The organism is Stenotrophomonas sp. SBJS02, from assembly GCF_020428325.2.
Lineage (GTDB): Bacteria > Pseudomonadota > Gammaproteobacteria > Xanthomonadales > Xanthomonadaceae > Stenotrophomonas > Stenotrophomonas africana.
This window is the reverse complement of sequence record NZ_CP109812.1, coordinates 1,432,377-1,451,841: the sequence shown is the minus strand read 5'-3', so window position 1 is coordinate 1,451,841 and position 19,465 is coordinate 1,432,377. Positions and strand designations below refer to the sequence as shown.

The following is a 19,465-nucleotide window of genomic DNA, read 5'->3' as shown; positions in this document are numbered from 1 at the left end:
GATGGACCACCAAGGAATCACCCGGTATGGCCACTCGCAACCGCATGCCGCCCTGGCATGAGATCTTCAAGGCTCCCAGCGGCCACGAGCTGCTGATCCGCCCAATCCGCCCGGAAGATGGCGCACCGCTGCAAGCGGCGTTCAGCCTGTTCGGGCCGGAAGAAATCCGTGATCGTTTCCTGCAGGCGGTGACCGAGCTTTCGCCGGAAACCACCCAGCGCCTGACCCACCCCAATCCCAAGACCGAGATCACCCTGGTCGCAGCCGAATCCCTGCCCGCGGGCGAAGCAGTGGTCGGCGCGGTCGCCCGGGCCTCGATCATCCCCGGTACCCGTGAAGCCGAGTACGCGATCCTGATCAGCCGCTTCCTCATTGGCCAGGGCCTGGGCCGGCAGCTGATGCGCAAGCTGGTGAAGTGGGGCCGCGGCAAGTACCTGGACCGCCTGTACGGCGACGTTGCCGCCGAGAACGAGCCGATGAAGCAGCTGGCCGCCTCGCTGGGCTTCAAGCCGGTGCCGCACCCGACCGGTGCCGAAGGCCTGGTGCGGATGGTGCTGGAGCTGGACAACTGATGGATGCGCCGGGCGTAACCCGGCGCCGCATTCGGGTAGTGCCGGCCGCTGGCCGGCATTCCGATACCCCAACGGCACATGAGGCGGCCGGCAAACGACCGGCACGACCCACCGGGCTTCGATCAGGCTTCTGCTAAAATCCGGGGTCCATGTCGCGTACCTCATACCCCGCCCCGCCGCTGCCGCGCGCCGGCCAGCTCCGCGCCTGGTGGCGCGCCCCCGCCTCGCCGACCGCCCTGGCCTGGTACCTGTCCCAGGCCGCGCGTGCGCACGACGCGCCGCTGCTGGTGATCGCCCGTGACAACCACGGCGCCAACCAGCTTGAAGCCGACCTGCAGACCCTGCTCGGCGGCGACCCGGCCCTGCCGGTGGTCGCTTTCCCGGACTGGGAAACCCTGCCCTACGACCGCTTCAGCCCGCATCCGGACATCATCTCGCAACGCTTGTCCGCCCTGCACCGCCTGCCCGCGCTGAAGCGCGGCCTGGTGATCGTGCCGGTGCAGACCCTGCTGCAGCAGCTGGCCCCGCGCAGCTATGTCATCGGTGGCAGCTTCGACCTGAAGGTCGGCCAGCGCCTGGATCTTGAAGCCGAGAAGCGCCGCCTGGAAAGCGCCGGCTACCGCAACGTGCCGCAGGTGATGGACCCGGGTGACTTCGCGGTGCGCGGCGGCCTGCTCGACGTGTTCCCGATGGGCGCCGACGAGCCGCTGCGGGTGGAGCTGCTGGACGAGGACATCGACTCCATCCGTGCCTTCGATCCGGAAAGCCAGCGTTCGCTGGACAAGGTCGAGGCGGTGCACATGCTGCCCGGCCGCGAAGTGCCGATGGACGAGGCCAGCATCGCCCGCGTGCTGGCCACGCTGCGCGAGCGTTTCGATGTCGATACCCGGCGCAGTTCGCTGTATCAGGACCTGAAATCCGGGCTGGCCCCGGCCGGCGTCGAGTACTACCTGCCGCTGTTCTTCGAGCGCACCGCGACCCTGTTCGACTACCTGCCCGACGGCAGCCTGCCGGTGGTCTGCACCGGTGCGTACGAAGCGGCAGTCGCGTTCTGGGCGCAGACCGGTGACCGCTACGAGCAGCGCCGCCACGATGTGGAACGCCCGCTGCTGCCGCCGTCGGCGCTGTACCTGTCGCCGGAGCTGCTGCGCGAGCGTCTGAACGATGCCCCGCGCATTGAGGTGTGGTCGGCTGACCACGCGCGCATCGCCGATGCCCATGCGTTGGGTGACCAGCCGCTGCCGCCGCTGCCGGTGGCCGCACGCGAGGCCCCCGCTGGCGACGCGCTGAAATCCTTCCTCGGCCACTATCCCGGCCGGGTACTGATTGCCGCCGATTCACCCGGGCGTCGCGAGGCCCTGCTGGAAGTGCTGCAGGCCGCCGAGCTGAAGCCGCCGGTGGTGGCCGACCTGCCCAGCTTCCTCGCCGGCGATGCGCGCTTCGCGATTGCGGTGGCGCCGCTGGAGGATGGCTTCGCGCTGGACGATCCGCGCATCGCGGTGCTGACCGAGCGCCAACTGTTCCCCGAGCGCGCCGGCAGCACCCGCCGCACGCGCCGTGCCGGCCGCGAGCCGGAAGCGATCATCCGCGACCTCGGCGAGCTGACCGAAGGCGCGCCGATCGTGCACGAGGACCATGGCGTCGGCCGCTACCGTGGCCTGATCGCGATGGACGTCGGCGGCATGCCCGGCGAGTTCCTCGAAATCGAATACGCCAAGGGCGACCGCCTGTATGTGCCGGTTGCCCAGCTGCATCTGATCAGCCGCTACTCCGGTGCTTCGGCGGAAACCGCGCCGCTGCATTCGCTCGGCGGCGAGCAGTGGAGCAAGGCCAAGCGCAAGGCTGCCGAGAAAGTGCGCGATGTGGCGGCCGAACTGCTGGAGATCCAGGCCCGCCGCCAGGCGCGTGCCGGACTGGCCCTGCAGGTGGACCGCGCGATGTACGAACCGTTCGCGGCCGGCTTCCCGTTCGAGGAAACCCCCGATCAGCTGGCCGCGATCGACGCCACCCTACGCGACCTGGCCAGCAGCCAGCCGATGGACCGTGTGGTCTGCGGCGACGTCGGCTTCGGCAAGACCGAGGTCGCGGTGCGCGCGGCGTTCGCCGCCGCCAGCGCCGGCAAGCAGGTGGCCGTGCTGGTGCCGACCACGCTGCTGGCCGAACAGCATTACCGCAACTTCCGCGACCGCTTCGCCGATTACCCGCTGAAGGTCGAGGTGCTGTCGCGCTTCAAGACCACCAAGGAAATCAAGGCCGAACTGGAGAAGGTCGCCGCAGGCACCATCGACGTGATCGTCGGTACCCACCGCCTGCTGCAGCCGGACGTGAAGTTCAAGGACCTGGGCATGGTCATCGTCGACGAGGAGCAGCGTTTCGGCGTGCGCCAGAAGGAAGCACTGAAGGCGCTGCGCGCCAACGTGCACCTGCTGACCCTGACCGCCACGCCGATCCCGCGCACGCTGAACATGGCCATGGCCGGCCTGCGCGACCTGTCGATCATCGCTACGCCGCCACCGAACCGGCTGGCGGTGCAGACCTTCATCACCCAGTGGGACAACGCGCTGCTGCGCGAAGCCTTCCAGCGCGAGCTGGCACGCGGTGGCCAGCTGTACTTCCTGCACAACGACGTGGAGAGCATCGGCCGCATGCAGCGCGAGCTGTCCGAGCTGGTGCCCGAAGCACGCATCGGCATCGCCCACGGGCAGATGCCCGAGCGTGAGCTGGAAAAGGTGATGCTGGACTTCCAGAAGCAGCGTTTCAACGTGCTGCTGTCGACCACGATCATCGAATCGGGCATCGACATCCCCAACGCCAACACCATCATCATCAACCGCGCCGACCGCTTCGGCCTGGCCCAGCTGCACCAGCTGCGTGGCCGCGTCGGCCGTTCGCACCACCGTGCCTACGCCTACCTGATCACCCCCGACCGCCGCGCGATCACCCCCGACGCCGAGAAGCGCCTGGAAGCCATCGCCTCGATGGACGAACTGGGCGCTGGCTTCACCCTGGCCACCCACGATCTGGAGATCCGCGGTGCCGGTGAACTGCTCGGCGAGGACCAGAGCGGGCAGATGGCCGAGGTCGGCTTCAGCCTCTATACCGAGCTGCTGGAACGCGCGGTGCGCAGCATCAAGCAGGGCAAGCTGCCCGACCTGGATGCCGGCGAGGAAGTGCGCGGTGCCGAGGTCGAGCTGCACGTGCCGGCGCTGATTCCGGAAGACTACCTGCCGGACGTGCACACCCGCCTGACCCTGTACAAACGCATTTCCAGCGCGCGCGACAGTGATGCGCTGCGCGAGCTGCAGGTGGAGATGATCGACCGCTTCGGCCTGCTGCCGGATGCCGCCAAGCATCTGTTCGCCATCGCCGAGCTGAAGCTGAAAGCCAACACGCTGGGCATCCGCAAGCTGGACCTGGGCGAGAACGGTGGCCGCATCGTGTTCGAGTCCAAGCCGAACATCGATCCGATGGCGGTGATCCAGCTGATCCAGAAACAACCGAACCTCTACGCCATGGAAGGGCCCGACAAGCTGCGCATCAAGCACCCGCTGCCGTTGCCGGAAGACCGCTTCAATGCGGCCCGCGCCCTTCTGACCACCCTCGCCCCGGGTTGATCGCCCCCCGAACACCCCGCACCGGTCCCCACCCGGTGCGGGCGGATGACCATGTTCCCTGACGCCGTACCCGCCCCCGACCTGCTGCACGCGCAGGCCTGCCTGATCGATGCCCTCTCGATGTCGCTGCAGATGCGCGACGCCTACACCCGCCACCATTGCGACCGCGTTGGCCTGCTCGCGCAGCGCCTGGCCGCGCACTGCGATCTCGACGACGATGCCTGTGCGCAGATCGGCCTGGCCGCGCGCTTCCACGACGTCGGCAAGATCGGCATTCCCGACGATGTGCTCCTGGCACCGCGCCGGCATACCGATGAGGAGCGCGCGATCATGCGCGAGCATCCGGTGCGCGGCGAGCACATCTTCCTGGCCACCGGCCGCAGCGACGCCGCACCGGTCGCACGGCTGATCCGCGCCCATCACGAGGCGTTTGATGGCAGTGGCTATCCCGACGGCCTGCGTGGCGAATCCATCCCGCTGGGCGCACGCATCGTCACCATCGCCGATGCCTACGATGCGATGACCAGCGTGCGCCCGTATCGCGATGCGATGGAGCACGAAACCGCATTGCGGATCATCGATTCGCAGTCTGGAGGGCTGGTGGATCCCTACGTGCTGCAGCGCTTCCATCGTATGCTGGCGCGGGAGCCGGAGCTGGCCTGAGATCTTCCCGACGGTGAAACGACCCGCCGGTAGAGTCGACTGTTAGTCGACTATCGCGCGCAGCGCGGGATTTTCTCGATCTGAACGAAGAGCAGTCGACTAACAGTCGACTCTACCAGTCCGCTCCTCGCGACCGGCCAGAAAGACAAAAGGCCCGGCTTTCGCCGGGCCTTTGGCATCACGCGTTACGTGCGATCGATTACCAGATCACCACGCGCTTGTCGTCAGCACGCACCATCGCGTCGCCGGCCTTGCACTGGAATGCAGCGGCATAGGACGGCATGTTCGACGGCGCACCGTTGGCACGGAAGTTGGCCGGCGCGTGCGGGTCGGTGTTCAGCCGCACGCGCAGCTCACCGTCGGTGAAGTTGCGGCGCCACACGGTGGCCCAGTTCATGAAGAAACGCTGGTCCTGGCTGTGGCCATCAACTTCGACATTCGCCTTCGGGTCTTCCTTCAGCGCCATCTGCAGCGCGTCGTAGGCCACGGTCAGGCCGCCCAGGTCACCGATGTTCTCGCCCAGGGTCAGCTTGCCCTTCACGAACACGCCCGGCACCGACTCATAGCCATCGAACTGTGCGACCAGCTGGTCGGTACGTTCGGTGAAGGCCTTGCGGTCGGCGTCGGTCCACCAGTTGTCGAAGTTGCCGTTGGCAGCGAACTGGCTGCCCGAGTCGTCGTAGCCGTGCATCATTTCGTGGCCGATGACCGCACCGATGCCGCCGTAGTTCAGCGCCGGGTCGGCCTTGGCGTCGAAGAACGGCGCCTGCAGGATTGCCGCCGGGAACACGATCTCGTTCTTGGTCGCGTTGTAGTACGCATTGACGGTCTGCGGGGTCATGCCCCACTCGGTCTTGTCCACCGGCTTGCCGATCTTGTCCAGCATGTAGCGGTAGTTGAACGCACGCGCCGCCTGCATGTTGCCCAGGTAGCTGTCGCCGTTGGTCTGCAGGCCGGTCCACTCACGCCACTTGTCCGGGTAACCGATCTTGGGGGTGAAGCTGGCCCACTTTTCCAGTGCCTTCTTCTTGGTTTCTTCGCCCATCCACGGCAGCTGCTCCAGGCGTGCCTTCAGCGCCTGCGACAGGTTTTCAACCAGGTGCTGCATGGCCACCTTCGACTCGGCCGGGAACACGGCATCGACGTACAGCTGGCCCAGGGCTTCACCCATGCCACCGTTGACCGACTCCAGCACGCGCTTCCAGCGCGGCTGCATTTCCTTCTGACCACGCAGGGTGGTGCCATAGAAATCGAAGTTGGCCTTCTCGAACTGGCTGCTCAGGTACGGCGAGGCGTCGTCGATGGTGTGGAAGCGCAGGTAGGCCTGCCAGGTACTGGCCGGCACATCGGCGAGCATCTTGTCCATTTCACCGAAGAAGCCCGGCTGCGCCAGCGAGAACTTCTGCGCGGCCGGCACCTTCAGGGTGTCGAACAGCGCGGTCCAGCTGAAGTTCGGGGTCAGCTTGTCGGCGTCTGCGGCGCTGAGCGGGTTGTAGCGCTTGGCCGGGTCACGCATTTCGATGCGCGACATCGAGGCTTTGGCCAGGCGGGTTTCGAAGGCCATCACGGCCTTGGCCTGCTCGGCCGCCTGCGCGGCGTCCACGCCGGACAGGGTCAGCACCTGGGCGATATAGGCCACGTAGGCATCGCGGATCTTGGCCTGCGCGTCGTCGAAGTAGTAGCCCTTCTCCGGCAGGCCCAGGCCGCCCTGGCCGACGTAGGCGATGACGTTGGCCGAATCCTTGTAGTCGGCATTGGCGAACAGCGAGAACAGCACGCCCTTGCCCTCGGCCTGGCTGTCGCGCAGGTACTGGGTGATGGCGGCGGTGTCGTTCAGCGCGGTGATCTTGTCCAGCTGCGGCTGCAGCGGTGCCAGGCCGGCTGCTTCGATCTTCGCTTCATCGTTGCCGGTCTTCCAGATGTCACCGATCTTGGCTTCCACCGAGCCAGCCTTGGCCTGGCTGGCGGCGGCCTGCTGTACCAGCGCGTGCTGCACTTCCAGCGAGCGCTCGCGCAGGATCTCGAAGCTGCCCCAGGTGGTCTGGTCGCCCGGCACCGGGTTGGCCTTCAGCCACTTGCTGTTGACGAAGCCATTGAGGTCGGTACAGGCCGAGATGGCCGGATCGAGGTCGGCGCTGTTGAGCGAGATCAGCGGCGTCTTGATCTGCGACAGGTCGAAGGCCGGCTTGGCGTCGGCGCTGGCCGCCGACGCGGTTTCATTCTTGCCACAGGCCGCCAGCGAGGCAGCGATGGCGATGGTCAGGCCCAGCGGGACCAGGTTGCGGACGTTCATGAGGCTCTCCTGCGGGTAATTTCACAGGGTAGCCGGGGACGCCCACGACAGGGACCGGCCAAAGGTCACAGGACGCCCTTCTGTAGAGTCGAGCCATGCTCGACTGCTCTCCGTTCCGGGTTCATGGCGCTTGCGGCAAGAGGCCAACAGCAGTCGAGCATGGCTCGACTCTACAAAAAGCGAAGGCCGGCTTGCGCCGGCCTTCTGCTTCTTACTTCGCCTTGCCCTGGTTGGCCACGGCTTCAGCGGCCTTGCGCGCCGCTTCCGGGTCGCCCAGGTAGCGGAACGACTGCACGGTCAGATCATCGTTCAGTTCGAACAGCAGCGGGATGCCGGTCGGGATGTTCAGCTCGAGGATTTCCTCGCGCGAGACGTTGTTGAGGTACTTGTACAGGGCGCGCAGCGAGTTGCCGTGGGCGGTGACCAGCACGGTCTTGCCGTCCTTCAGCTGCGGCGCGATGGCGTCATGCCAGTACGGCAGCACGCGGTCCAGGGTGGTGGCCAGCGATTCGGTGCCCGGCAGCGCGTTGCGATCCAGGCCGGCGTAGCGGCGGTCATGGATCGGGTGGCCCGGATCTTCCAGGTCCATGGCCGGTGGCGGGATGTCGTACGAACGACGCCACACCTTGACCTGGTCCTCGCCGTGCTTGGCGGCGGTCTCGGCCTTGTCCAGGCCCTGCAGGCCGCCGTAGTGGCGCTCGTTGAGGCGCCAGGACTTGTTCACCGGCAGCCACTCCTGCTCCAGTTCGGCCAGCGCACCCTGCAGCGTGTGGATGGCGCGCTTGAGCACGGAGGTGTGGGCGACGTCGAACTGCAGGCCTTCCTCGCGCATCAGGCGACCGGCGGCGGCCGCTTCCCGGCGCCCCTGCTCGGTGAGGTCGACATCGACCCAGCCGGTGAAGCGGTTGTCCAGGTTCCACTGGCTCTGGCCATGGCGCAACAGTACGAGTTTACGGGTCACTGCAGGGTCTCCAACGCGAGGAAAGGCAGGCCGCCATTGTAGCCCCGGGCGCCGCTCACCGGGCCGTGGCACCGCGCATGCGATGCTGTGGCCAATGAATACGGTGATCGACCCCGGACGCTGGGAAGGCAGCGTCGCCACTGCCCGCGCGCAGCAGACCCTGCTTGCCGGCGGCGTGGAACGCCAGGACCGCCTGCCACGCAACGTGCGCTGGCTGGCCGGGCTGGATGTCGGCTTTGAAGACAACGGCGCGATCACCCGCGCCGCGGCAGTGCTGCTGGATGCGAAGACGCTGCAGCCCGTGGCGCAGGAGATCGCGCGGATTCCTACGGTGATGCCCTACATCCCCGGCCTGCTCAGCTTCCGCGAACTGCCGGCACTGCTGGCCGCGTTGGCGCTGCTGCCGCGGGCGCCGGATCTGGTGTTCGTCGATGGCCACGGCATCAGCCATCCGCGCAGACTGGGCGTGGCCGCGCATCTGGGCGTGGTCACCGACCTGCCGAGCATCGGCGTGGCCAAGTCGAAACTGGTGGGCCGGTTCGTCGAACCGGGCGCCGAGGCCGGTGCACATACGCCGCTGCTGGATGGCGATGAACAATTGGGCTGGGTGTTGCGCAGCAAGGTGCGCTGCAAGCCGCTGTTCGTGGCCGGCGGCCATCGGGTCAGTGCCGATACCGCGCTGGACTGGGTGCAGCGCACACTGCGCGGTTACCGGCTGCCGGAGCCGACCCGGCTGGCGGATCGGCTGGCGTCCCGACGGGACGAATGACCTTCGCTGCTCTGGACGGATGCAGCCTGCGCGATCGCGTCGGAACGATTGGGTAGAGTCGACTGCCAGTCGACTATCGCGCGCAGCGCGGGATTTGCCGCAGCCTCGCGGAGAGCAGTCGACTGACAGTCGACTCTACCAAGGCGATTTCGCCCCGTCGGTTTCGCCCGGTCGGTTTCGCCCAACCGGCGTGCCCGCACTTCCCACTCAACGATGCACGTGGCCGCGATGGCCCTGCGCGTCCTCGCCGTGGTCGTGGCCCTCATGGCCCTCGTGCTCGCCGCCCTTGGCCGGCGCCGGTTCACCACAGGCTTCGCCGCAGTGGTCCGCTTCGATCTGCAGCGTCACGTGCTCGATGCCGAAGTCATCGTGCAGGCGCGCGCCCAGCTCGCGGCGCAGCGCGTCGGCATCGGTGCCATCGCGCATCACGATGTGCGCGGTCAGCGCCGGCGTGCTGGAGGCCAGCGCCCACACGTGCAGGTCATGCACGTCCAGCACTGCGGTGTGACCGGACAGGCTGTCGCGTACCCTGGCCACGTCCATGCCCTTGGGTACGCCTTCCAGCAGCACGTTGATCGCCTCACGCATCAGCACGTAGGTGCGCGGCAGCACCCACAGGCCGATCAGTACCGCCAGGATCGGATCGATCGGTTTCCAGCCGGTCCACTTGATCAACAGCGCACCCGCAATCACCGCCACCGAGCCGAGCATGTCCGCCCACACTTCCAGGTAGGCGCCCTTCACGTTGAGGCTCTCGCCGCTGCCGGCCTGCAGCAGGCGCATCGAGATCAGATTGATGACCAGGCCCGCTGCGGCAATCACCAGCATGCCCGATGAGGCGATCTCCTGCGGCTCGCGGAAACGCCCAATGGCCTCCCACAGGATGTAACCGGCGACCACGAACAGCATCGCACCGTTGATCATCGCGCCCAGCGCTTCCAGGCGCGCATAGCCGTAGGTGCGGCGCGCGTCCGGCGGGCGACGGCTCAGCCGTACCGCGACCAGCGCGATCATCAGTGCCAGTGCATCGGTGGCCATGTGCGCCGCGTCGGACAGCAGCGCCAGGCTGTTGGTCCAGAACGCGCCCACCACCTCGACGATGAGGAAGGTGGAGGTCAGGCCGAGCGCCCACCACAAGGGTTTCTCGTGGCGGATCTCGGATGGCAGGTGATCGTGGTCGTGGCCCATGGCAACAGCTCCTTTGCGATGGAGGCAGGCTACGCTGGCGGCCGTGGGGAAACTATCACGGTGTTTATAACATTGCAGGCGTGCAGCTCCGTTGCCGCCGGGCATGGCCCGGCGCCACCGGTGTGGCATGCCCGTCCCGGTAACGCCAGGCCATGCCTGGCGAGCCCGGGGGAACGACGCCTGCCAGCGATCAGAAGCCGAAGCGCAGGCTGGCCCAGTAGGCGCGGCCCGGCTCGTTGTAAGTCGCCGCGCCAGCGTCGCTGCTGTTGGCCTCGCGGAACAGGCGCTTGTCGGCCAGGTTGTTGACACCGAAGCCGAAGCTGACCGTCTCGGTCACCTTGTAGCGCGCGCTCACGCCCCAGATGTTGTACGCACCGCGATCCTGCAGCGCGATCGACGGGTCGCAGGTGCCGGTGCAGCGCGGATCATTGTTGATGTTGGTGGTGGCCGGCTTCTGCTTGCCATAGAACGTGCCGGTCAGCAGCAGCGACAGCCTGTCGGTGGCCTGCCAGTCCAGCATCGTGTTGATCGTGTACTTCGGAATCACCGACAGCGGCTGGCCGGTGCCCTTGTTCTCGTTCTCCACCATGTAGGTGAAATTGTTGCTCCACTTCAGCCGGTTGCCCTGCTCCCCGAGCAGCGGAATCACCAGGTTGCCCTCAAGCCCCTGCACGATCGCCTTCGGTGCGTTCTCCCAGCGGAAGATGCGGCCCTTGGTATCGGCAGTCAGCCCAATCTGGGTGTAGCCGGCCTGGATCTTGTCCTTGTAGTCGTTGTGGAAGTACGTCAGGGACGCCTGCCAGCCACTCTGCGGCGCCCACTCGATGCCCAGTTCCTTGTTCAGGCTGGTTTCCGCCTTCAGGTCCGCATTGCCACGCATGTAGCAGCCGGCGCCCAGGCTCGGCAGTGCATTCGGGCAGCCATTGCCACGGGTGTAATACAGATAGTCCGGATTCGACTGGTACAGGTTCGGTGCCTTGAATGCACGGGCGATACCGCCCTTCACCACCCAGTCGCTGTTGATGCGGAACTGCGCATTGAGGCTGGGGCTGGTGTTGTTGCCGAACTGGCTGTGGTGGTCGAAGCGCAGGCCCGGCGTGACGATCCAGCGCTCACCCAGGTAGATGTTGTCTTCCACGAACACGGCCGTGGTCTGCGCATCGGCCTTGCCGCGCGCGCGATCGGCCGACAGCCCCGGGATGCCGCCGCCACTGCTGCTGGACTGGCTCATCGAATACGGGTCGGTCAGGCGGCTGTCGAGGTACTCGAAGCCCAGCGTCCAGATGTTCTCGGCGCCACCGAGCGTGGTCGGGAAGCTGACCTCGCCGTCCAGCTGGTAGTTGCGCAGGCGCGAGGTCGACCAGTCGGTGCCGTTGAAGCTGCCTTCCGGGCCACCGGCCAGGCCTTCGTTGATACGCGAATTGTTCACCGCTTCCACTGCAGCCGTTACCCGCGAGGTCACATCACCCCAGCGGCCGCGATGGGTGACCGCGCCAGTGGTGCGGTACATGCGGTTGGTCTCGGCCTGCTGCTCGGCCAGGGCCGCCAGATCGATCGGTGTCGAGGTGCCGGTGGTGCTGACCGCGCGGTCGCCGGCATAGATGTTGCCCTGGCGGCTGGTGCCGGCTTCGAACTCGACCACCTGGTTGGCGGTCACGTCCCAGCGCAGCAGCGCATTGATGTCGCGGTTCTTGACGCCCTCGCGGCCGGCTGGCGGCACCGCGTTCGGGTTGGTGGCGTACTGGCGGTTGAGGTCCAGTGAGTCGGCGTCGGTCTTGTTGAGGTTGCCGTACAGGCGGAACGACAGGGTGTCGGTCATCGGCCCGCTCAGCTGCAGGCCGACGCGCTCGCTGCCGCCTTCGGCGCTGTGCTCGGGTACCAGGCCATACAGGTCGACCGCACCGGTCAGATCGCCGGTCGGGCGCTTGGTGATGATGTTGACCACGCCGCCGGAAGCACCCGAGCCATAGCGTGCCGCCGCCGGGCCGCGCAGCACTTCGATGCGCTCGATCATTTCCGCCGGCACCCAGTTGGTGTCACCGCGGGTATTGCGCTCACCGCTGCGGCCCATGCGCACGGCATCACGCGCGCCGATGCGCTTGCCGTCGACCAGGATCAGGGTGTTTTCCGGGCCCATGCCACGCAGGTCGATCTGGCGGTTGTTGCCGTACTGGCCCGAGGCACTGTTGCCGGTGAGGTTGACGCCCGGCATGGTGCGCAGCAGTTCGGCGATGTCGTTGGCCGGCGGGCGCTTGGCGATGTCCTCGGCGGTGATGGTCGAAGTGCCCAACGCCTGGCGCGCAATCTGCGAGGCGGTGACGTGCACCGTGTCGATATCGGTGGCGTCGGTTTCGGCCTGGGCGGTCAGGGCGCTGCCCGCCAGCAGGGCGGCAACGGCAAGCGCCAGCGGGCGCGGCGAAAGGACAACGGCAGGAGACATGATCTGGACCTTCTGGCAGGGCTACGGGGCCTCTGGCAAAGGGCTTGAGGCAACGACGAGGGGGAGGCGGAGCGTCGCTGCAGTCGCCTGCGGCCCGATCCGTGCGCGCATTCTCCCACCAATGCGATTGATTCTCAAATGCGTTCGCTCATTGCCGCAGCCATGGCGATGTGCTTTGCGCACCGTGCAACCCTGCACCGCGCGTAAACTGGCCGGCTAACCCGCCATCAACCGTACGCCGTCGCGGCCGATACCCGTGGTTTGCCGTACGCAGTCAGAGATCGACGTGGAACCACCCCAATTGGACGATGCCAGCCAGCCGCTGGCCGAGGCCTGGCAGCAGTGCCTGCTGCAGGCCGGCCCTGCCGCCACCGCGCTGCTCAAGTGCGCTGCCACCGATGCCCCACCCGCGCTGGCCCAGCGCTTCTATGAAGTGCTGCTGCAGGACGGGCGTGCACGCCGCTTCCTGTCCCACGACCAGGTCAAGCAGCGCCTGCAGCCGGCCATGCAGCGCTGGTTGGTGCAACTGCTGACCACTGACGCCTCCGGCATCGCCACCACCGTCGCCTCGCAGCGGGTGATCGGCGACGTACATGCGCGGGTCGGCATCCCGGTCGACCTGGTCACCCGCGGTGCGCGCGTGCTCAAGCACGAGCTGTTCGTGCGCCTGCGCGACGAGGCACCCGACAGCGCGACCGCATTCGCTGCCATCGCCTGCCTCAGCGCGATCATGGACATCGCCATGGAAGGCATGACGCTGGCCTATACCCATGCGCGCGAGCGCTCCACCCGTGCCGACGCCGCCTACCGGCTGTTCTCGCTGGTACAGAACGTCGGTACCGAACGAGAGCGCCAGCGTGCACTGCTGCTGGACTGGGAAAACGCCCTGCTGTACGCACTCGCCGGTCATGTGCAGGCCAGCGACAACGCCAGCCTGGCCACCTCGGAGTTCGGCCTGTGGTTCACCCACAAGGGCATCCCCAGCTTCGGCGAGAGCAGCGAAACGCAGCAGGTGGGCAAGTTGATGGCCCGCATTGACGGCCACCTGCAGCGCGCGAGCGGCGATGCCCCGGCACAGCGACTGGCGGTGCTGCCGGCCATCCGCGAGGACCTGGCCGCCATCCGCACCCTGATGACACTGCTGTTCGAGCGCATCGGTGAACTCGATGCCGGCAGCGACGCGCTGACCAACCTGCTCAACCGTCGCTTCCTGCCCACCGTGCTGCGTCGGGAAATCGAGCTGGCCACGCGCAACCGCACACCGTTCTCGCTGCTGCTGCTCGACCTGGATCATTTCAAGGCAATCAACGACGGCCATGGCCACGATGCCGGCGACCGCGCGTTGCAGCACGTGGCCGGCCTGCTCGGCCAGCTCACGCGTGGCAGCGACTACCTGTTCCGCTATGGCGGCGAAGAATTCGTGGTGGTGCTGGTGGCCGCCAGCGAATCGCAGGCGACCGTGATCGCCGAGAGCCTGCGCCGGCAGATCGCACAGTCGCCGGTAGCGCTGGCCAATGGTCAGGTGCTGGAGCTGACCGCCAGCATCGGCGTGGCCGGTCACGATGGTCATCCGGACTACGAGCGGCTGATGGCACGTGCCGACGCCGCGATGTACGAGGCCAAGCGCAGCGGCCGCAACCGCGTGGTGGTGGCCAGCGAGGCACTACAGGAAGCACCGGGACGGCGGGCATTGCAGCGGTAGCCCGACGCGGACGGCAACCCAGGGGTAGAGTCGACTGCCAGTCGACTATCGCGCGCAGCGCAGGTTTTCTTGCAAGCTGACGGAAGAGCAGTCGACTAACAGTCGACTCTACCGGTTCGCGCGCCAGCCGATGCATTGAACGCCACCACCCGCCACGCTGCCCACCACAGCAGCGCCAGCAACGCGATGCCTGCACCCAGCAGGCACACGGCGGGCCAGCCATGCCGCACCTGCATCCAGGGCCCCGCCGCCGCGCCTGCACCACTGCCCACCGCATAGAACAGCATGTACAACGCCACCAGGCGCCCATGCTGTTCTGCCGGTGCACGCAGCAGCAGTGCCTGGTTCGAGACATGTAGTGCCTGGCCGCCGAGGTCGAGCACGACCACACCCAGCAGCAGCAAGGACAGCGACTGCGGCAGGCCCAGCAGCGGCCACCACGCGACCAGCATCAACAACAGCGCACCGAGGCTGACCCGATGGGTGAAACCACGGTCCATCCAGTGGCCGACACGCGCTGCCATCAGCGCACCGACCACGCCGGCCAGGCCGAGCGCACCGATGGTCGCCGTCGACCAGTGCAGCGGCGGTGCGGACAGCGGCAAGGGTGCCGCCGCCCAGAACACATTGAGGCCTGCAAACAGCAGCAATGCCAGCGGCCCGCGCTCGCGCAGCGTTCGATCGCGGCGCAGTATGCCCAGCATCGAGCCCATCAGCTCGCGCCAGCGTGGAGGGACCGACGGCACCGGTACTGCGGGCAGGCGCCGCCACAGCAGCGCCGCCAACACCGCCATCACCACCGCTGACAGCAGGTAGACCCTCTGCCAGCCAAAGGCGGCCGCCACCGTACCGGACACCACGCGCGCCAGCAGCAGGCCGATGAACACGCCGCCCTGCACCACACCGACCATGCGACCGCGCTGCTCGGGCGGTGCCAGCATGGCGGTATAGGCGATCAGGCCCTGGGTCAGCGCGGTGCCCAGCAAGCCGGCCAGCAGCATGCCCGACAACAGCCAGCTCGCCGTGCGTGACGCCGCCAGCCACAACAGGGCCAGCACCAGTGCAATCAGCTGCAGCCGCAGCAGGCGTCGCCGGTCGCTGCGGTCCGCCAGCGGCAGCAGCCCAAGCAGCGCCAGCACGCTACCGGCCTGGGTGGCCGCCAGTACCGCGCCGGCCACGGCCCGGTCCAGCGCAAAGGCGCGTGCAAGCTGATCCAGCAGCGGCTGCGCGTAGTAGACGTTGGCGACGCTGGCGCCGGCGGCAACCGCAAGCAGGACCAGCAACGGGCGGGGAATAGATGCGGCACTCATTTTTGGTTGCACTTTGAAACCAGATGCAGGCTATCGCCATTGGTTTTAAACTGCAACCACATTCGGAGATACCAGCATGCACGCCGACAGCCCCTGCCCAGTAGCCCGCAGTGCCGACCTGCTCGGTGACCGCTGGGCATTGCTGGTGATCCGCGACGCGTTCGACGGCATCACCCGCTTCGGAGATTTCCAGCGCAGCCTCGGCGCGGCGCGCAACATCCTCAGCGACCGCCTGCGCCGGCTGGTCGAGGCCGGCATCCTGCAGCTGCAGCCGGCCTCCGATGGATCGGCCTACCAGGAGTACGTGCTGACCGCCGCTGGCCAGGAACTGTTCCCGCTGCTGGTCGCACTGCGCCAGTGGGGAGAGCGCCATTGCTTCAGTGCAGGCGAAGCCCATTCACAGCTGATCGAATTGGCGACGCGGCGGCCGCTGCCCTACATGCAGCCGCGCGGGCGCGACGACCAACCGCTTCAGCCCATCGCCACCCGCGTACGCAAGCTCAGGGATGACGGGCGCGACACCTGACCCGCCCATTCGCGCACACCGACGAACGCCCGCGCCGGTTAGCATCGGGTCTTTCCGCTGCTGGATGCCGCCGATGTCGCGCGATCGCCCTTCCCTGCTGACCGCCCTGCTGTTGCCGCTGCTGGCCTGCGCCACAGCAACCACGCAGGCCCGCGAGGTTGCCGCGCCCGCCGATCACGTGCAGGCCGATGGTCCCTATGTGTTCCGCCAGGGCGACCGGCTGCAGGCCACATGGATCTGCGACGACAAGGTCGAGTCGCACACGCTTGCTACGCAGGCCGCGGGTACCGATATCGCCCCGCGCTGCGGCTACGAGCACACGGTGCACGTGGCTGCCCCGAATGCACTTTCGGTCTCGGTGCTGCCGGCCGTGCCGCGCATCGTTGCGCTGTCCGACATCCATGGCCAGTACGGGCTGCTGGTGCGCCTGCTGCGTGCCCACCAGGTCATCGACGCACAGGACCGCTGGGCGCTGGGCAAGGACACCCTGGTCATCGCCGGCGATGTGTTCGACCGTGGCCCGCAGGTGACCGAGGCCTTCTGGCTGCTGTACGGCCTGCAGCAGCAGGCGGCCGCCGCCGGTGGCGCAGTGCACTTCGTGCTCGGCAACCACGAGACCATGGTGCTGTACGACGACCTGCGCTACGTCAATCCGAAGTACCTGCGCAGCGCCCAGCTGCTGGGCCGCAGCTACCCGCAGCTGTACGGTGCCGATTCGGTGATCGGGCAGTGGCTGCGCACCCGCCCGGTGCTGCTGAAGATCGGCGATACCCTGTTCCTGCACGGCGGCATCTCGCCCGAAGCAGTACAGCTGGCACTGGACCCGGCGCGCACCAACGCGGCCTACCAGGCCTCGCTCGGCCTGCCCAAGGCCGAAGTGAAGGCCGACCCGGCCACCGCGCCGCTGTATGACGGCAAGACCAGCCCGATCTGGTACCGCGGCTATTTCGATGGGCGACTGGACACCGCAGGCGTGCAGGCCGTGCTCGATCGCCTGCAGCTCGCGCGCATCGTGGTCGGCCACACTTCGATGCCGCACGTCAGCAGCTTCCACGGCGACCGCGTGATCGCCATCGACAGCAGCATCAAGAACGGCGAGAACGGGGAACTGCTGTTCATCGAAGATGGCAAACTCAGCCGTGGTCTGCTGGACGGTTCGCGGGTGCCGCTGGCGGAGGGCGAGCCCGGCCTGCAGGACTGAATGGACGGAAAGCGCGGCCGCGCCCGGTGGCGGCGGCGCGCTCCACCTTCCCCCGGTTTGCGGCTACCCTCGGCAGCCGAGAGAGGCCCGCCCCGTCCATCCGGTGGGCCTGACTGTTACAGGAGCCCCGCGCATGCGCGTTCTGATTGCTGAAGACGACCCGGATATCGCCTCCGGCCTGTGCACCTCGCTGCGCCGGCAGGGCCATGTGGTCGACCACGTCGACAACGGCGCGCACGCCGACGCTGCCCTGGGCTCGACCCAGTACGCATTGCTGGTACTGGACCTGGGCCTGCCGCAGCTGGACGGCCGCGACGTGCTGCAGCGCCTGCGCCAGCGCGGCGATGGCCTGGCGGTGCTGGTGGTCACCGCCCGTGACGGCCTGGCCGAGCGCGTGCGTGTGCTCGACCTCGGCGCCGACGACTACCTGGTCAAGCCGTTCGCACTGGACGAATTCGAAGCACGTGTTCGCGCACAGCTGCGGCGGGTCACCAGCAACGGCAACCCGGATCTGCGCATCGGTCGCCTGCGCCTGGACCTGGCCGGGCATCGGGTGTGGATCGACGATCAGTCACTGGAACTGACCGCGCGGGAATTCGGTCTGCTGTCCGCGCTGGCGGTTCGCGCCGAGCGCATCGTGTCGCGCGCGCAACTGGTGGAAGCGCTGTGCGACTGGGGCCAGGACCTCACCGACAACGGCCTGGACATCGCCCTGCACCGCCTGCGCCGCAAGCTGCAACCCGGCGGCATGGGCATCCGCACCGTGCGCGGGCTGGGCTACATGCTGGAAGACGCGCAGGACGAAAACGCCTCGTGATCAGTGGACCGCCCAGCCTGCGCCGGCGCCTGCTCGCCTTCCTGGCGCTGCCGATGCTGGGCCTGCTCACCTTCAACACGATCCTGGCCTATTACGTTGCGCTGGACTATTCCAACCGCATCCACGACCGCAACCTGATCGACGACACGCATTCGTTCGCGCAGATGCTGAGCACCATGCCGGTGACCAGCGACCTGTCGCCGCAGGCACGCTTCCTGATCGAGTACGACCCCGACGGCCATCGCTACTTCAACGTTGACAGCAGCCGCATGGGTACGCTCAGCGGCAATGCCGACTTCAGCCCGTACGCCCCTTCGCAGGACTGCACCGGTGTGCATCCGGCGCTGTACGACGGCAACCTCAATGGCCAGCAGGTGCGCATGGCCACGGTCTGCACGCAGGCGATGAATGATCCGCAGGACCAGCTGGCGGTGACCGTGGCCGAGAGCATGGCCGACCGCCGACAGCGCGCGCGCGAGATCCTGATGATCATCATCCCGCTGATGACCATGCTGGCGCTGGGTACCGCGGCGCTGGTCTGGTTCGGCGTGACCTACGGCCTGCGCATCCTGACCCCGCTGAGGACCCGCCTGGCGCAGCGCCGCGGCGAACTGGCACCGATCTCCGATGCCGACGTGCCGGAGGAGATCCAGCCCCTGATCAGCACCATCGATGATCTGTTTGCCCGCCAGGCGGAAATGATCACGTTGCAGAACCGCTTCATCGCCGATGCCGCGCATCAGCTGCGTTCGCCGCTGGCGGGCATGGCCCTGCACGTGGACCAGGCGCTGGCACATGGTGACCCCGATACGGTGCGCGAGGCACTGCAGCACATCCGCCGGCTCAACCAGCGCACTGCCCGGGTCAGCACCCAGCTGCTGGCGCTGAGCCGGGCGCAGACCGTGCCCGATACCGTGGAGGCGCTGGATCTATGCGAGCTGGTGCCGCAGTGGGTCGGCACGCGCGTTCCGGAGGCGATCCGTGATGGCATCGACCTCGGCTACCGCGGCAGCCCCCATCCGCTGCGTGTACTCGGCAACGGCGCCATGCTGCAGGAAGCGCTGGACAATCTGATCGACAACGCCCTGCGTTATGCCGGCCGCAATGCGACCGTTACGGTGGGCGTGCACGCGCTGGACGACAATGATGTCGAACTGTATGTGGAAGACAACGGCCCCGGCGTGCCCGACGACGTGATGCCACGGCTGGGCGAGCGCTTCTTCCGGGCACCGGGCACCGCTGCCAGCGGTACCGGCCTCGGCCTGGCCATCGCGCACGAGGCGGTGGAGCACTTCGGCGGCCGCCTGAGCTTCCTGAACCGCCCCGGCGGCGGATTGAAGGTCGCCATCACGCTGCCGCTGCTGAAGGCACCCTGACCCGGCCCGGGGCGCTGAAAGGCTGGCGAAAAT

General features: G+C 67.5%; 14 protein-coding genes. 9 read left to right on the top strand and 5 right to left on the bottom strand.

Annotated elements, in window-relative coordinates; genetic code table 11:
* The first annotated feature begins 26 nt into the window (after nucleotides 1-26).
* From FQS62_RS06905 to FQS62_RS06895, 3 genes are all read left to right on the top strand, one after another.
* Complete coding sequence (locus tag FQS62_RS06905) at nucleotides 27-572, top strand: GNAT family N-acetyltransferase (RefSeq protein WP_004150340.1); 546 nt, start codon at nucleotides 27-29, stop codon at nucleotides 570-572.
* 149 nt (nucleotides 573-721) lie between these two features.
* On the top strand, nucleotides 722-4,186 hold the full coding sequence (gene mfd, locus FQS62_RS06900; protein ID WP_099589829.1) for a transcription-repair coupling factor: 3,465 nt from the start codon (nucleotides 722-724) through the stop codon (nucleotides 4,184-4,186).
* A 45-nt stretch (nucleotides 4,187-4,231) separates the two neighbouring features.
* A complete protein-coding gene (locus tag FQS62_RS06895; protein WP_049446793.1) occupies nucleotides 4,232-4,849 on the top strand; it encodes an HD-GYP domain-containing protein in 618 nt (205 codons plus the stop codon).
* Between the two features lie 199 nt (nucleotides 4,850-5,048).
* On the opposite strand, the gene FQS62_RS06890 is transcribed toward FQS62_RS06895, so the two are convergent.
* Nucleotides 5,049-7,142: a M13 family metallopeptidase gene (locus FQS62_RS06890; RefSeq protein WP_208043044.1), complete on the bottom strand. Its 2,094-nt coding sequence runs from the start codon at nucleotides 7,140-7,142 to the stop codon at nucleotides 5,049-5,051.
* A gap of 211 nt (nucleotides 7,143-7,353) precedes the next feature.
* On the bottom strand, nucleotides 7,354-8,103 hold the full coding sequence (gene gpmA, locus FQS62_RS06885) for a 2,3-diphosphoglycerate-dependent phosphoglycerate mutase (RefSeq protein WP_208043045.1): 750 nt from the start codon (nucleotides 8,101-8,103) through the stop codon (nucleotides 7,354-7,356).
* Between the two features lie 94 nt (nucleotides 8,104-8,197).
* Between gpmA and nfi the strand changes: the two genes are divergently transcribed.
* The gene (gene nfi, locus FQS62_RS06880) at nucleotides 8,198-8,872 is read left to right on the top strand and encodes a deoxyribonuclease V (RefSeq protein ID WP_208043046.1); all 675 of its coding nucleotides are present in this window, start codon (nucleotides 8,198-8,200) and stop codon (nucleotides 8,870-8,872) included.
* A 207-nt stretch (nucleotides 8,873-9,079) separates the two neighbouring features.
* Here the strand turns inward: nfi and FQS62_RS06875 are convergent, their stop codons facing one another.
* Both FQS62_RS06875 and FQS62_RS06870 read right to left on the bottom strand, forming a co-directional pair.
* Nucleotides 9,080-10,060 (bottom strand): cation diffusion facilitator family transporter, encoded by a 981-nt coding sequence (locus FQS62_RS06875; protein ID WP_154348715.1) that lies wholly within the window; start codon nucleotides 10,058-10,060, stop codon nucleotides 9,080-9,082.
* A gap of 190 nt (nucleotides 10,061-10,250) precedes the next feature.
* On the bottom strand, nucleotides 10,251-12,500 hold the full coding sequence (locus FQS62_RS06870) for a TonB-dependent siderophore receptor (protein ID WP_164157904.1): 2,250 nt from the start codon (nucleotides 12,498-12,500) through the stop codon (nucleotides 10,251-10,253).
* Nucleotides 12,501-12,786: 286 nt separating this feature from the next.
* Here FQS62_RS06870 and FQS62_RS06865 point away from each other — a divergent pair, with 286 nt between their 5' ends.
* Complete coding sequence (locus tag FQS62_RS06865) at nucleotides 12,787-14,202, top strand: GGDEF domain-containing protein (RefSeq protein WP_049447011.1); 1,416 nt, start codon at nucleotides 12,787-12,789, stop codon at nucleotides 14,200-14,202.
* A 95-nt stretch (nucleotides 14,203-14,297) separates the two neighbouring features.
* Here FQS62_RS06865 and FQS62_RS06860 read toward each other — a convergent pair whose 3' ends face one another.
* Entirely contained in the window at nucleotides 14,298-15,512 is a 1,215-nt protein-coding gene (locus FQS62_RS06860; RefSeq protein WP_208043047.1) for an MFS transporter, read from the bottom strand.
* 76 nt (nucleotides 15,513-15,588) lie between these two features.
* On the opposite strand from FQS62_RS06860, the gene FQS62_RS06855 reads away from it, so the two are divergent.
* From FQS62_RS06855 to FQS62_RS06840, 4 genes are all read left to right on the top strand, one after another.
* Nucleotides 15,589-16,038 carry a winged helix-turn-helix transcriptional regulator gene (locus FQS62_RS06855; protein ID WP_208043048.1) on the top strand — a complete coding sequence of 150 codons (450 nt, stop codon included), beginning with the start codon at nucleotides 15,589-15,591 and terminating at the stop codon, nucleotides 16,036-16,038.
* 73 nt (nucleotides 16,039-16,111) lie between these two features.
* Nucleotides 16,112-17,239, top strand: coding sequence for a metallophosphoesterase (locus tag FQS62_RS06850; RefSeq protein WP_099588538.1), 1,128 nt, complete (start codon nucleotides 16,112-16,114; stop codon nucleotides 17,237-17,239).
* 133 nt (nucleotides 17,240-17,372) lie between these two features.
* Nucleotides 17,373-18,056, top strand: a complete 684-nt coding sequence (locus tag FQS62_RS06845) for a response regulator (RefSeq protein ID WP_088481107.1) — start codon at nucleotides 17,373-17,375, stop codon at nucleotides 18,054-18,056.
* Nucleotides 18,053-19,432 (top strand): sensor histidine kinase, encoded by a 1,380-nt coding sequence (locus tag FQS62_RS06840; protein ID WP_049446810.1) that lies wholly within the window; start codon nucleotides 18,053-18,055, stop codon nucleotides 19,430-19,432. The genes FQS62_RS06845 and FQS62_RS06840 overlap by 4 nt, the downstream gene beginning before the upstream one ends.
* Nucleotides 19,433-19,465 lie beyond the last annotated feature (33 nt).

Bases quoted from the DNA above. Each gene is read 5' to 3' on its own strand.
- FQS62_RS06905 (WP_004150340.1), top strand. From the start codon at position 27: ATGGCCACTCGCAACCGCATGCCGCCCTGGCATGAGATCTTCAAGGCT.
- mfd (WP_099589829.1), top strand. From the start codon at position 722: ATGTCGCGTACCTCATACCCCGCCCCGCCGCTGCCGCGCGCCGGCCAG.
- FQS62_RS06895 (WP_049446793.1), top strand. From the start codon at position 4,232: ATGACCATGTTCCCTGACGCCGTACCCGCCCCCGACCTGCTGCACGCG.
- FQS62_RS06890 (WP_208043044.1), bottom strand. From the start codon at position 7,142: ATGAACGTCCGCAACCTGGTCCCGCTGGGCCTGACCATCGCCATCGCT.
- nfi (WP_208043046.1), top strand. From the start codon at position 8,198: ATGAATACGGTGATCGACCCCGGACGCTGGGAAGGCAGCGTCGCCACT.
- FQS62_RS06875 (WP_154348715.1), bottom strand. From the start codon at position 10,060: ATGGGCCACGACCACGATCACCTGCCATCCGAGATCCGCCACGAGAAA.
- FQS62_RS06870 (WP_164157904.1), bottom strand. From the start codon at position 12,500: ATGTCTCCTGCCGTTGTCCTTTCGCCGCGCCCGCTGGCGCTTGCCGTT.
- FQS62_RS06860 (WP_208043047.1), bottom strand. From the start codon at position 15,512: ATGAGTGCCGCATCTATTCCCCGCCCGTTGCTGGTCCTGCTTGCGGTT.
- FQS62_RS06855 (WP_208043048.1), top strand. From the start codon at position 15,589: ATGCACGCCGACAGCCCCTGCCCAGTAGCCCGCAGTGCCGACCTGCTC.
- FQS62_RS06850 (WP_099588538.1), top strand. From the start codon at position 16,112: ATGTCGCGCGATCGCCCTTCCCTGCTGACCGCCCTGCTGTTGCCGCTG.
- FQS62_RS06845 (WP_088481107.1), top strand. From the start codon at position 17,373: ATGCGCGTTCTGATTGCTGAAGACGACCCGGATATCGCCTCCGGCCTG.